The sequence below is a fragment of the Lamprocystis purpurea DSM 4197 genome (assembly GCF_000379525.1).
Classification (GTDB): domain Bacteria; phylum Pseudomonadota; class Gammaproteobacteria; order Chromatiales; family Chromatiaceae; genus Thiodictyon; species Thiodictyon purpureum.
Genome location: NZ_KB902519.1, coordinates 23,388 through 36,905, shown reverse-complemented (window position 1 = coordinate 36,905; position 13,518 = coordinate 23,388). Strand labels below are relative to the sequence as shown.

Below are 13,518 nucleotides of genomic sequence, written 5' to 3'. Positions count from 1 at the left end.
CAACGGGTCGCACGACGCGATGCGCACCGCTCAACCGGGGTGCTTGCCCCTTGCCACATGACGTTACCCGCCGCCGCGGACTGCCGCACCCGCCATCGCGGGTGTCACGCAGGCGCCGTTTGCTTGAATGTAGTCCAAGCGCCGCTGCATTTCTGCGAGGCGCTCGCGCAAGATGATGAGGTCGTTCGCCGCATCCAGGGGCAGCCCACCGTACAGTGCCCGGACGATGCGCCGCTGGCGCTCACGGGCGGCAACCACGTGCGCGGGCAGACACAACTCGGCCCCTTGCAACACCAGCGCTTCCAGGTGACAGTCGGTTTGTCGACGCTGCTGATCCAGTTCCTGCCAAGCCGAATCGCCGCGACCAAACCAGCGGCCGAACCAGCTACCGGATACCGGGCGCGCCGGCGGGCGCAGCTCGGCCATGCCGCCGGCGCCGGATGCCGGCCAAAAGGTGCAGGCCGCCAAAGCGCAGGCGACGCCGAGCCACAGCACGAGCGCAGGGAGGATCACGGCAGCCCGCGTCAGCCGCCGCCCGGCGCACCGACCGTTCACTGCTGCGGCCGGGCCACCAGCGTCTGGTTCACCGGGATCACACTGGTGATGCGCAACAACGCCAGCAGGTCCATCGGTTGGCCGGTCACTCCCACCAGTGCCAGCGCCCGCTTCTGGCCCACCAGGCGCTTGTGCAGGAACACCAGTGCTCCGGCCCCCGAGGAGTCCATAAAGGTGACACCGCTGAGATCGACGATCACATCGCCAGCCTCGTCATTCACCAGACGTTCGAATTCAGAGCGGGTCACGGGAGCACTCAAGGCGTCGAATTCGCCCTCCAGCACGATCACCGCCGCATCTCTTTCTTGCTTGAATACCTTGACTTTCACGTCACTGCTCCAGATCGAATCGAGGCCTCGTCGGCGACGCGTGCGCGCCAACGGCCGTCACGGCCGCCGCGGACGGGCGCCGCGGATACACACCCGATGCACCGGCCTGGCGGCCGTTCACCACCCGACGGCGAATACTCATGTTTCCGGGGTCTCCGGGGCCGCCCCACCCGAGAGTTCCAGCTTGGCCCGATGCCAGCGCCCCCGCTCCAGACCCAGGAGGTAACGGGCCGAACCAATCAGACCGACCAAGTGGCCCTGCACCAGATAATGGAGCGCCTGAAGCGGCCACGGAACCTGCTCCGGACCAACCCCTTGTACCACGAAGGCCGCCGCGTAGACGATGACTTGGACCACAAAGAGCACCAAAAAGAACCAGGAAGTGCTCGCCAACAGGGCACTTCCAATCAGGATCAGCAACAACAGGAAGGGCATGACGGCGCGCAGTGCTTTGCCGGACGCGAAGACGAAGGCCACCCCGCGCAACGACGGTCGCAGCAGGGACGTCAAGCGGATCAACTGTTGCATGTTGCCCGCCGCGATGCGTCGGCGCCGCCGCCGGTCAAGATCCAGTGAGCCGTCCTCGAGTTCCAGGGCCAGGATGCGCGGCTCGTAGCACGCCCGATACCCTTGGGCCACGATGCGCATGGGCAGGATGAAATCGTCGTTGATGACATCCAGCTCGAGCTGCTCGAACAAGGTTCGGCGAATCATATAAAAGGCCCCATGCACCCCCATGGTGGCGCCCAATGCACCCTCGCGTTTCTTGATTTCGCTCTGATAGTCCCAGTAGAGCGCCTCGCCGCTGGTGTGCCGTCCGTGCGATTGATAGGAACCGAACAACCGATAGGAACCGCTGACGACCCCAACCCTGGGATCCGCGAAACGGGCCACGGCGACCAGCAGGGCATCGACTGAGATCAGCGCGGAGACGTCGCTCAAGGCCAGCAGGTCGCAGTCGATATCGGGGATGATCGCATTGAGCATCGCCACCTTGCCGCGATTCTGCGCGAATTCCAGGATCTGCAACGGCAAATCCCGACATTCAGGCTCCAGACCGGCCTGCGCCGCCCGCTCCGCCGTCGCGTCCGTGCACCCATCACAAGCCAGGATCACACGCAACCGATCGCTTGGGTAATCAAGCATCGCCAGATTGCGAATCTTATCCGCAACATGGTCCGCCTCGTTGTACGCCGGGATCAGGACCGCCACCACCGGGAGAATGGCATCCGCGCTCGCCGCCCGGTACGCGCGCTGCGGTGTCTCCTGCGCGGCGGGCTCGGGAAGCTCGCCCGCCAGCCATTTCAGCAGCAGCGGATAGCCCACATGGTGATAGATCACCAGGAGTCCGGCCACCATGATCAGAACGCCGAGAAAGATGTGCGTCATTACAAATAAGTCGTCTATTTCGGCGCTGGAACAGCGTGATTCTGAACCGGTTGGCGTACCGCGGCAAGGCGCCGCGGCGTTCCCGCAGACCGGCCGGGATTACTCATAGAGCGCCGCGTAGGCATCGACCATGGCGCGCGCATTGCCGTGCTCCAGCACAAATGGTCGGGGGTTCGGACCGCCCACGCGTCCGAGTTGCCCGGCGATCGCCGCGGCGAGGGCCGCCGCGTCCCCCGGCGGCACCAGACGCCCGCTGGCCGGACACAGGGTCTCGCCGGCCCCGCCGACCGCGGTCACCACGACCGGACAACCGCACGACTGGGCCTCCAGGGGAGACAAGGGCATCCCCTCCGCCAGGGACGGCAGACAAAACAGATCCAAGGCCCGATAGAACCCGGTCATCACCTCGACCGAACCCAGGAAGTGAACCCGTGCGGCGAGACCCAATGTCGCGCTTTGGGCGCGCAGGGCGTCCTCTTCCTCACCGCTGCCGGCCAAGGCCAGGTGAACCCCATCATCGAGCCGGGCCAGCGCGTCGAGCAGAAAACGATGGCCCTTGACCGGGTGCAGCCGCGCGGCGCAGCCGACCAAGGGGGCGGTCGCCGGCAGCGCCGCCCCGCATCCGAGCGCCGCCCGTGCGGCGACCCGATCGCCGGGAGTGAAAACATCGGTATCGATCCCGTTGCGAATGACCGCCACCGGCCATCCGGGTAAATGATCGCGCACCGCCGCGGCCACCGCGTCCGAGTCCGCAACCAGCCGGGGGCGCACCAACGCCAGGATCAGCCGCTGCAGCCAACGCCGCCGCGGGTCCTGCAAGTGCCAGGCATCGTGCTCGGTGTGGATGATGCGCGGCACGCCGGCCAGGCGAGCGGCAATCCCGCCGTAAACCAGCGGCCCAACATGGTGTGTATGAACCGCACGGGGCCGCGACTGCCGCAGCCGGCCCCGCAGCGCCGCGATGAGACCGATCCGCCAACCGGGATCCTTATCGAAAAACCTCAGTTCAGCGCCGGTCCGCGTCAGCCGCGGCCAAGCGGCCAACGCGGCCGCGCGCGTACCTTCCAGACTCAGGATGTCGGTGACCTGCCCGGCGGGCGCCAACCGCGCCAGTTCCAGCACCAGGGTCTCGATCCCGCCGGGCCGCAGATGCTGAACCACTTGACAGACGTGAGTCATGCGCTGGCCCTGCGCTTGAGCACCACCACGGGCTTCAACACCGGCGGACTTGGCATCTCCGCCGCCTCCGCCTCCCGCAAGGGTGGAATGCGGCTGAGCATCGGCACATCGGCGTCGGGCAAGACGGACTTCGTGAGTGCTTCCAGGGCCCGTCGGCTGCGGATACTGGAGTCCATGAGTTCCAGCACGGTGGCCAGACTGGCGCCCAGTGCGATGCCGGCAAAGACGCCGCCGATCACAAAAATGGCCAGCGGCGGAGTGGCCGATGATTGGGGTGTGAAGGGAGCATCAATGATCTTGATGCGTTCGGACTGCTCGAAGCGCCCCAGCGAACTGGTCACCCGCGCCCGCTCCCGGCGCGCCAGCAGGTCCTCGTAAAGATCGCGCTGCACCTTGATGTCACGTTCCATCTCCTTCAATTGCTGCGCGAGCGAGCTGACGTCCTGGGCGTTGACCTCCCCCTCCTTGAGGGAACCGCGTAACTGTTCGATCTCGCGCTGCAGCGTTTCCACGTCGGTCTTGGCGGTCGAATAGCGCTCCAACTGGGACACCAGGAGACTGTTGGTGGAACGAGGATCTTCCGCCGACGATGGCCCTGAGGGCGTATTCAACATGCGCTCGATATCCGCCAGTTGATCGTTCTCGGCCATCAGGCGTCCACGCTCCGCCTCCAGCCGCTCCAACTGGCGCGTCACCCCCTGCACCTTCGAGTGTTTGGACGTGTAACGGGCGCTGAGTAAAGCCAGTTCACCGCGCAATTCGACGATCTGCTGCTCCAGGTGACCCACCACCGGATTATTGCGGGCCAACTGGCGGCCGATACTCGCCAGGGCCTCCTGGGCCCCGGCCAACTGCAATTCCTTCTTGGCGATTTCAGTCCGCATCTGGGCCATCCGGGCCATGTTCTGGCTGAAAAACTCCGGCAGCCCGTCCGTATTGGCGTCCTTGAAGGCCGCAAGCTCCCGTTCCTTCAGGTCCAGGCCGACCTTCTGCGACTCCAATTGATCGCTCAAAAACTGCACCGAGGACTCCAGGGCGGAGCGCTCCGGGGCCAGGATCTGTTCGACGAACTGGTCGCTGATCCCTTGCAGAATGGCCTTCATATTCGCCGAGGAGCGGGCGTCATAGGTGATCCGCAACATGTCCTTGCCGATGAATGCCACGCCCAGACCGCCGCGCAACTGACCGATCATACCCTCCCGCCGCCGCTCTTCATCAGGCCCAGGCGGAACCAACGCGAGGTCATCGACGACCTTCCCGATCACCGAGCGGCTCTTAAGCTGTTCGGTGAGGCCGGCCTTGCGGTCCGGCAGCGAGACTTTCACGGCCAGATCCTCCATGATCGGATTCTGCAATGCCGTCTCGACGATGAGCAGCGAGGTATGACTCTGAAACTTCGGAGGAGTCATGGCGCCGACGAATCCGCCCAGAATCGGCATCAAAAACACGGGCACGGCGACGACATAGCGCTGCCGCCAGCCGGCCGCCAGAATATCGTAGAGCTTGTGCGATAGATCGGCTGCCACTTGGTGCCTTCGCCGACGGTTACTCGTTGCTCGATGCCGCGTCCGGTCTCCCCGGTGACGCCGCGGCCCACCAGGTTCTCGGAATTCCGGGACCGCCGTGTCGCGCGCCCGAGCGCGCCGGTCATCATGACGCCCATCATAGTATCGGACGACTTGAATGGCATTTCCGTTCCCCTCATCAGGAAATCGGAGATTGATGCCCTAGCCGAGGGCGTCGATCAGCGCCGCGGCCTCGGCCGCCCGCGCCTGCCAGGACTCCCCCGCCACCCGGGCGCGGCGCGGCGCGGCGCGCCCCGCGGGCTCCAGCCGCGCCGCCGCCACAGCCGCGGCGAAGTCGGCGGGCCCGGTGGCGACACTGACCAGATCGCGGTAGCCGTCCAGCCAGGGAAAGTCCGTGCTCACCACCGGCTGACCGGCCGCCAGATACTCCCTCAACTTCAGCGGATTGGCGGCACGCATGGTGTCGCCGTCACGAAACGGCAGGAGCGATACATCCCAATGCTGGGCATAGGACGGCAGACGCGCATAGGGCCGCGGCCCGGCCAGGGTCACATTGCCGAGGGCCGCCAGGGCACTGACATTGGTTTTCACCGACCCGATCAGAAAAAAGTGCCAATCGGGCAAGCGCCGCGCCAAGTCGGCGAGCAGGTCCGTGTCCACCCAATCTTCGATCATACCGAAGAAACCGGCGACGGGACCCGAATCCGGCAGATCGGGCGCCCGGACCGCCGGGGAACTGAACAGATCGAAGTCGACGCCTTGAAGCAAGAGCCGCGTCTTCGCCGCCGGAAATCGCGCAAGCAGCGGCTGACTGACCACGAACACCAGGTCGGCAAGCTCGACCAGTTCCTGCTCCATGCGCAGCACCGGGGCATGATCGACCCCGGCCAGGGCGCCGAAATCATCCCCGCAAAAATAGACCACCGCATGCTCGCCGAGCGTGCCGACCACGTCCACCGCCGTCGGCAGGGACGTCCACAGCACCGGCTCGCGCATCCCATGATCCGCGGCGGCACGCGCCACCTGACGCCCGAGCACCCGGCGATTGACCGCCCGTGCCAGCGGATTGCCGGGCCACGGCAGAGCACGCGGCGCCAGTACCGGGAAGGGCGGCGGCTCAGCGCTCGGTCCCGGCCGCCCGGCACCGCTCAGCATCGCGCGGACCTTATGCCCCAGGCGACCGAGGTCACCGGCGGTCAAGCGCGGTCGACGCATCCCGATCGAGTTGACCCAGAGCACCCGGCGATCACGGGCCAGGTGCCGCACCAGGTGCTGGGTACTGCTCGGCAGCCCGCCCCAGTCCTCGCCGAATACGATGAGATCACGCGCCATGCTGTTTAACACCTGATACCGCGGCCACTTCGGAACCACACCCGTGCCGTCCCCGCCGTTGTCGTTGTCGTGGTCGTAATCGAGCTTACGATATCCGCGCGTTGCGGTCGAAACCGTGATCATGGCCCCCGATCGACAGCGGGTTGTTCATGCTTATAGTGAATCGTTTCTCCGATTACGATTACGACAACGACAACGACAACGACAACGACAACGACAACGACACGGCTCCGGTAGACGGCCTAGCCGGGCGCCGCGGCGATCGACCGGATCACCCGGGCCGGAACCCCGCCGGCCAGCACCATCGGCGGCAGATCTTTCGTGACCACGCTGCCCGCCGCCACCACCGTACCGCGGCCGATGCGCACCCCCGCGGTCACCGTGACCCCGGTCGCCAGCCAGACATCATCCTCCAAAATGATGTCTCCGACCTGATCTTCGGTCTCCGCCAAGCCTTGCGCGCGCGCCGACGGGTCCAGTGGATGGCCGGGATAGCCGACCAGGAGGCAACGCCCGGCCAGGCGCACATTGTCGCCCAGGACCACCCGGGTGCCGACGGCAATGGTATTTTGCCAGCCGATATCCACGTTCGATCCCACCTCCAGACTGGGCGTCACCCGCCCGCTGGTTCGTCCGGACAGTGTAGTGATTCCGGAGACGCGGCAGTCCGCGCCAAGCCTGATCCGCAGCGCACCGCTCAGCAGCGGCAGACCGCTGTAGAGATACAGACGCGGCGCCGGCCCCTCGAGTTGACTCTTGAATAGCGGGGTGTAGTAACCAACCCGCAACAGGGTTGCGATGGTGGCGGCGACCCCGCGATGCAACTGATAGAGGGCACGGTGCAAGCCTGGGATGACCGGGACCTCGATGCTCCGCACGGACTTCGCACCCGCGTACAGCAGTCGAGAGACCGCATGGTCCCTGCGCTTGACCCAATGTCTAAACGAGCCAACGGCCATCAGTGTTCGTCACCACTTCAGGTAATTACCCGAAGCATTGTCAGTGATCGTCCGCGGGTAAGCAACCTGAGCAGGCCGGCAGTTCCCAATCTTGAGTTGCTGACGCGCACACCCGGCGGCACCCGAAACAGATATCCTTGACGACGCGTGCCTTGATCGATCAACCCAACGCGGATGAGCCGCCCCATGCGTATCCTTTACGTGCTGTTCAACGCTCCGCCCCTGCATTCGGGCCGTGCCCGCCAGGCCTTGATGCTCGCCGAGGAACTCAACCGCCACCCCGGGGTGCAGGTCCAGGCCATCTCGCTCGACCAGGGCCAGGTGATCGCCCCGCCCTATCCGCCGCCGCTGCGCCGCCGTCTGGACGTCTGGCAGGCCAGGCGGGTGTGGCGTGTCATCTTCACCTTTTGTATCCGCGAGCGCATCCAGGTCGTGCACTTCCATGGTCACAACTATGCCACACATCTGACCCCGGTGCTGCGCCTGCTCGGCATCCGCTGTTTCCAGCACATGACCCAGAAAGGCTTCGATGACCCCGCCACCCTGCTCGACGGGCGCGGCAGCCGCCTCCAGCGGTACGCCCTGAGCCGACTGTCCGCCTGGATCGTCCAGAACCCGGACGATGTCGTCGCCCACACCCGCCCGCCCGTGATCAACATCCCCAACGCCGTCGCCCCGCCGCGCCCCCGCCTGGAGACGCCAGGCAAGCGCACCCTCATCCTGTCCGGCGTGGTCTGCCCGCGCAAGGGACAGTTGGAGGTGCTGCGGCTCTTCGCCGCCCTGCCCGCGGCGGTCCGCGCCGGGCTGCGGCTGCGCCTGGCGGGTTCATACACCGACGACTTCTGGGAGTTCGACGCCGACTATGTGGCGCAATGCCGGTCACTCGCGGCGACCCTCCCCGAGGCCGCCCTGCTTGGGCACCTGTCAAAGCAGGAACTCACGGACGAACTGCGGCAAGCCCATTATTTTTTCGCCATCTCCGCCGTCGAAGGTCTCAGCAACGCCTACCTGGAATGCCTCAACCAAGGGCTCTTGCCGATCACCTACACCGATCGCCACGACCCTCTGTTCAACACCCTGACCATCACCGACGCCCTGATCCGCATCCCCGCCGGCGACCCCGCGCGCGGTGCCGCGGCCCTCGCCGCCGCGCTTGCCGGTGAGCCCTGGTCCGAACCGCTCGCCAGGGATATTCAGGCGCGGGTGGCCGCCGGTTTCGGGCTCACCCGGATCGCCGATCGGCTGCTGGCGCTGTACCGCAACCCGCTCGCGCCCGAGCCTGGGGCATCGATTCAGTAGAGCACCGTTGTCGTTATCGACGGATCGGATAAGGAACATCAGCCACCCCGGACGATGAATGACCCCCGTGGGAGCGGCGTCCCGCCGCGATGCGGTGCCGCGGTGATCTCGAACGCTGCGGTGACACGCCCGACCCCATCGCGGCGGGACGCCGCTCCCACAGGGTCGCTACGCGACTTTCGCGGTAAAGCCTCGACCTCCAGAAGGGAGCAGGTTCGCTATTTAGCGCCGCACTCGGCCAATCGACAGTGATTCACTTCCACGGTCACATGCAGCAGACTCGGTATCGCGTCCAGCAACGCCCGATAGTGCTCGACCGGGCGCGGCTGATGGGTGACCAGGGAGACGATGCAGGCGCGACCGGCCGGTCCGACCCGCCAGATGTGCAGATCGGCCACCTGATTGTCCGCGTCGGATTCGATGGCCGCGCGCACCTGGTTGGCGATGGCGCTGTGGTCACCGGCATCCAGTAAATCCCGCGCGCTGTCGCGGGCCAGCCCCCAGGCCCAGCGACTGATCAGCGCGGCGCCGATGATCCCCATCAGCGGGTCCAGGAAGGCCCAGCCGTAAGCCATCCCCAGGCCCAAGGCGACGATCGCCAGCACCGAGGTCAGGGCATCGGCGATGACGTGGAGATAGGCCGCCCGCAGGTTATGGTCCTGCTGGAGCTCCGCGTGGTCCGCATGAGCGTGATCATGGTCATGCACATGGCCGTGCGCGTGATCATGATCGTGATCCGGTCCACCGTGGCCCAGGAGCCAGGCCGACAGCAGGTTGACCGCCAGACCCAGTGCGGCCACCAACAGCGCTTCCCCGTAGTGGATCGGCAGCGGGTCGATGAGTCGCCCCAGCGAGGCCCCCAGCATCCACAGGGCACCCCCGGCCAGCAGCAAGGCGCTGGTATAACCAGCCAGTGACGACACCTTACCGGTGCCGAAGGTGAAACGCGGATCAGCCTCGTGCCGCCGCGCGAAGGCATAGGCGTAGGCGGCAATCCCCAGCGCGGCGGCATGGCTGCCCATGTGCCAGCCGTCGGCGAGCAAGGCCATGGAGCCGGTGAGCCAGCCGGCGATCAATTCGCCGGCCATCGCCGCCAGTGTCAGGCCCACCACCCAGCGGGTGCGCTGCTCGGCACGCCGCTGCGCCGCGTGACTGAAGTCGTGGGTGTGACCCCAGGCACGCGGATCGTGGGGGAGCGCAGCCTGATCTTCGGTTGGGTTGGACAAGGCCATGACGAGAGGTCTCCACTCGCAAGATCATTGGACACCGGGACCTTCGACAACCAATGCGCCGGGTTTCAGTCCCCGCTGCGCCCAGCGGCGCATCCCGAAGATCAGGACGACGAAGCCGATCGCCAAGCCCGCGATCCAGGCGGCCGAGGTCGCCGGATCACGCGCAAAGATGGCGGTTTGGTAGAACACCGTGGCGATGAGGTAACCAAGCCCGGTCGTCCAGGCGACGGCAAACAGGGTCCAGCCCGTGCCGCTCTCCCGCCGGATGGCGGCGGTCGCCGCCACGCAAGGGAAATAGAGCAGGATGAACAGCAGATAGGCGAAGGCACCGGCCGCGCCGTCGAAACGCGCGGCCATAGCCCCGAAAGTGCCGGCGGCGACCGCCTGCGCGGCAGCGACGGCCTCGCGGTCGCTCAGGTCGCCGACCTTGAGACCCAAGGGGTCGGCCCAGGACCCCAGCGCGACACCCAGGTTGGTCGGGATGGTCGCCAGTGCGGCCGTCCAGCCGCCGATCAGACTGAAGGGCGGCGGTGGCGGCGCAGCGGCGCCGGTGTCGGCGACCGCCAGGGCCGAGTAGGCGGCATCCAGGGTTCCCACCACCGCCTCCTTGGCCAGCACACCGGTAAAGATGCCAACGGTTGCCGGCCAGTTGTCCGCGGTGAGCCCCAGCGGGGCGAAGGCCGGGGTCAGGGTGCGTCCGAGCGCGGCCAGCACGGAGCCGTCAACGCTCTGCGGACGCAGACTCCCGTCGGTGCCGATACTGCCAAGCACGGTCAGCACCAGCACCATCGGAACGATGACCTGGCCGGCGCCCACCACGAATCCATGCGTGCGTTCCCAGGTGCGGATCAGCACCCCCTTGACGGTCGGCAGGTGGTAGGGCGGCAGTTCCATCACGAAGGGGCTGCTCTCCCCCTGGAGCAGGGTATATTTCAGGATGTAGCCGGTGAGCACCGCGACGATGATCCCGATCAGATAGAGGGCGAAGACGATGTTCTGGCCGCCGGTCGGGAAGAAGGCGGCGGCAAACAACACATAGACCGGCAGCCGCGCACCACAGGACATGAAGGGTGCCATGAGCATGGTGAGGATGCGGTCGCGCGGATTCTCCAGGGTGCGGGTGGCCATGATCGCCGGCACGTTGCAGCCGAAACCGACCAGCAAGGGCACGAACGACTTGCCGGGCAGGCCAATGGCACGCATGAAGCGGTCCATGACGAAGGCGGCACGCGCCATGTATCCCGAGTCCTCCAGCACCGAGAGAAAAATATAAAGGAAGGCGATGATCGGGATGAAGGTGGCGACCACCTGGATACCGCCGCCGATCCCGTCGGCAAGCAGCAGCCGCACCCAATCGGACGCACCCAGACTGGCCAGGACCCAGCCGGTACCGCCGACGAACAGGGTGCCGGCCGCCTGGTCGAAGAAATCGATGAAGGCGCCGCCGATGTTGATGGTCAACATGAACATCAAATACATCACGGCGAGGAAGATCGGAATGCCCAGCACCCGGTTGAGCATCACCCGATCGATGGCCTCGGAACGGTCGCGCGACGCCTGCCCGGTGTGCACCACGCTCGCCTGGGTCAGTGCGTGAGCCAATCCATAGCGGGCATCCGCCAGCAGGATGTCCACGTCATCCGCCTGGTCGGCGAGCAAGCCCCTGACTTCCTCGCGGCTCACCCGGTCCCCGACCAGCGCCTGAGCCAGATCGTCCCCCTCCAGCAGCCGGGAGGCGATCCAGCGCGGGGGGTCTCCGGCAGCACGGGCGACTGGTTCCACCCGCGGCAGCAGGACCCTGATCGCGGACTCCAGGAGGTGGCCGTAGGTGACCTCGACGGTCGCGGTCGGCGGGGCCTCCGCGGCCTGGAGCAAGACGCGTTTCAGGTCTTCGATGCCTTCGCCGCTCGCCGCGGACACCGCCACCACCGGGCAGCCGAGCCGCAGTGCCAGCCCCGCCACGTCGATGCGCAGCCCGCGGTCACGGGCCGCGTCGATCATATTGAGCGCCAGCACCAGCGGCCGCCCCATCTCGATCAACTGGGTGGTGAGATAGAGATTGCGCTCCAGACTGCCGGCATCCAGGATATTGAGGATCAGGTCCGCCTCGCGCGCATGCACGAAGTCGCGGGCGATGCGTTCGTCGAGCGACACCTCCTGATCCGTCCCGGCGCCGAATACATCCAGCGAGTAGGTCCCCGGCAAATCGACCAGATCGAACCCGACATCGGCGAACCGATAATGCCCGGTCTTACGCTCCACCGTGACACCCGGCCAGTTGCCCACCCGCTGATGGGCACCGGTCAGGGCGTTGAACAGGGTGGTCTTGCCGCAGTTGGGATTCCCGACGACACCGATGGTGAAGACCTTCGCGTGCACCGCGCTCATGTTCATACCCTGGTTCGTGCGCCCGTGCGTGCTCGTGCTGATGCGGCTCGATAGAGCCTTCTCACCTGATATCCAGACAAACCCTTGGTGTAGGGGCGGGTTTGAAACCCGCCCCTACGTCCGGTTATCACGTTCGACGGCTATCCATCGACCGTCCGGTCTCCGGCGTTGCGCAGACAGAAAAGCGTACAGCATACCAGTGTCGCCGCCTCACCGGCTTCATCCTGCCGGTGGGCAGCAGTTCTAAATTTGGGCGGCATCGCGCGACCCCTGGTGGATGCGGCGCGCCCGACCGCCGTGCCGAGTCCCTGCCACCGAGCGGCGCGCCTTATCCACCCTACAACGGAGCAGGTTTCGTAGGGTGGATAAGCGCAGCGCATCCACCATCGGCCTCGCTGCCGACACGCTTTTTGGCGGCGGCTACCCAAATTTGGAACTGCTGGCCGGTGGGTCTCGCGCTCCGGCGCAGACGAGTGCCTGTTCGATCAAACGGCGGGCGAAGGTCCAGTCGGCGGGCAAGCCGGCACCGGCGGTCGGTAAGAACACCTCGATCCCGAGGTAGCGAAACGCCGCGTTGTCCCAGACGGATCTGGGGATCACGGTGTGAGCGGACAGCAGGGCGTCGCCGACCCGCGGCGGGTCATCCGGACCGGCGAGCAGCACCCCCCGCACCAGTTCGCCCGACGGCGGCGGCTGGGCCGGGCTCCGCTGGTCGAGCAGACACGCCAGCAGGTGTCGATCCGCGCAGATCAGATCGGCGCACCGCCCGGGCTCGTTCACTCCGGCGTGCAGATCCAGCAGCAGATCGTAGTGTCCGCGCACCTGCGCCAGGAGTTGCAGGTACAACTCCTGGTGGTTGGTACGGTAGTAGAAGGCCTGATCCTGACTGGGGCGAACCCCCGAAACACCCGCGGGAATCCGCAACAACGCGAGCTGCGACAGGTCGAGCCCGGCGGCCACGGCCTCGCCGAACGCCAGTTCCTCCCGGTGGATACCGATGACCAGGACCGCGCGCATCGGTCGCTGCGCGGCGAACTCAGGCCGCGGGGCTGCCGACGACCGCGGGCGGGGCCGTCTCACCCACCCACTCGTAGGTCTCGACGCTGGCCTGGTCGCACTTGCAGCACCCGCTGGAGCATGCGGCCCCGTTGGCAATGCGGCGCACCCGACCCTTGCGCTCCAGGGCCGCCAGCATCCCGCGCAGGGCATCCTCACTGGTCTCGAAGCGCAGCGCCATGTCCACCAGGGGCGCGCGCTTGCGCTCGGTCAGATAGGCGGTGAGCTCGGCAAGGATCATCTTGAGTCTCCTGTGGTGTCGTAGCGCCGGTGT

The 13,518-nt window shown here is 66.4% G+C and carries 12 protein-coding genes; 1 reads left to right on the top strand and 11 read right to left on the bottom strand.

What is annotated here, in order from left to right:
* Positions 1-63 precede the first annotated feature (63 nt).
* From A39O_RS34530 to A39O_RS0121395, 7 genes are all read right to left on the bottom strand, one after another.
* A complete protein-coding gene (locus A39O_RS34530; protein ID WP_157640313.1) occupies positions 64-513 on the bottom strand; it encodes a hypothetical protein in 450 nt (149 codons plus the stop codon).
* 38 nt (positions 514-551) lie between these two features.
* The gene (locus tag A39O_RS0121420) at positions 552-884 is read right to left on the bottom strand and encodes an STAS domain-containing protein (RefSeq protein ID WP_020506719.1); all 333 of its coding nucleotides are present in this window, start codon (positions 882-884) and stop codon (positions 552-554) included.
* A gap of 138 nt (positions 885-1,022) precedes the next feature.
* Positions 1,023-2,273 carry a glycosyltransferase family 2 protein gene (locus A39O_RS0121415; protein WP_020506718.1) on the bottom strand — a complete coding sequence of 417 codons (1,251 nt, stop codon included), beginning with the start codon at positions 2,271-2,273 and terminating at the stop codon, positions 1,023-1,025.
* A gap of 99 nt (positions 2,274-2,372) precedes the next feature.
* Entirely contained in the window at positions 2,373-3,452 is a 1,080-nt protein-coding gene (locus A39O_RS0121410; protein ID WP_026199618.1) for a glycosyltransferase, read from the bottom strand.
* Positions 3,449-4,978 carry a GumC family protein gene (locus A39O_RS34525; protein WP_020506716.1) on the bottom strand — a complete coding sequence of 510 codons (1,530 nt, stop codon included), beginning with the start codon at positions 4,976-4,978 and terminating at the stop codon, positions 3,449-3,451. The genes A39O_RS0121410 and A39O_RS34525 overlap by 4 nt, the downstream gene beginning before the upstream one ends.
* 201 nt (positions 4,979-5,179) lie before the next feature.
* A complete protein-coding gene (locus tag A39O_RS0121400; RefSeq protein ID WP_020506715.1) occupies positions 5,180-6,433 on the bottom strand; it encodes a glycosyltransferase in 1,254 nt (417 codons plus the stop codon).
* A 119-nt stretch (positions 6,434-6,552) separates the two neighbouring features.
* A complete protein-coding gene (locus A39O_RS0121395; RefSeq protein WP_020506714.1) occupies positions 6,553-7,188 on the bottom strand; it encodes an acyltransferase in 636 nt (211 codons plus the stop codon).
* A gap of 267 nt (positions 7,189-7,455) precedes the next feature.
* Between A39O_RS0121395 and A39O_RS0121390 the strand changes: the two genes are divergently transcribed.
* Positions 7,456-8,568, top strand: coding sequence for a glycosyltransferase family 4 protein (locus A39O_RS0121390; protein WP_020506713.1), 1,113 nt, complete (start codon positions 7,456-7,458; stop codon positions 8,566-8,568).
* Positions 8,569-8,786: 218 nt separating this feature from the next.
* Here the strand turns inward: A39O_RS0121390 and dmeF are convergent, their stop codons facing one another.
* From dmeF to A39O_RS0121370, 4 genes are all read right to left on the bottom strand, one after another.
* Positions 8,787-9,800, bottom strand: a complete 1,014-nt coding sequence (dmeF, locus tag A39O_RS0121385; RefSeq protein ID WP_020506712.1) for a CDF family Co(II)/Ni(II) efflux transporter DmeF — start codon at positions 9,798-9,800, stop codon at positions 8,787-8,789.
* Between the two features lie 24 nt (positions 9,801-9,824).
* A complete protein-coding gene (gene feoB, locus A39O_RS0121380) occupies positions 9,825-12,194 on the bottom strand; it encodes a Fe(2+) transporter permease subunit FeoB (RefSeq protein ID WP_020506711.1) in 2,370 nt (789 codons plus the stop codon).
* A 414-nt stretch (positions 12,195-12,608) separates the two neighbouring features.
* Positions 12,609-13,205, bottom strand: a complete 597-nt coding sequence (locus A39O_RS34520) for a hypothetical protein (RefSeq protein WP_020506710.1) — start codon at positions 13,203-13,205, stop codon at positions 12,609-12,611.
* A 19-nt stretch (positions 13,206-13,224) separates the two neighbouring features.
* Positions 13,225-13,485 (bottom strand): FeoC-like transcriptional regulator, encoded by a 261-nt coding sequence (locus A39O_RS0121370; protein ID WP_020506709.1) that lies wholly within the window; start codon positions 13,483-13,485, stop codon positions 13,225-13,227.
* Between the last annotated feature and the right edge of the window lie 33 nt (positions 13,486-13,518).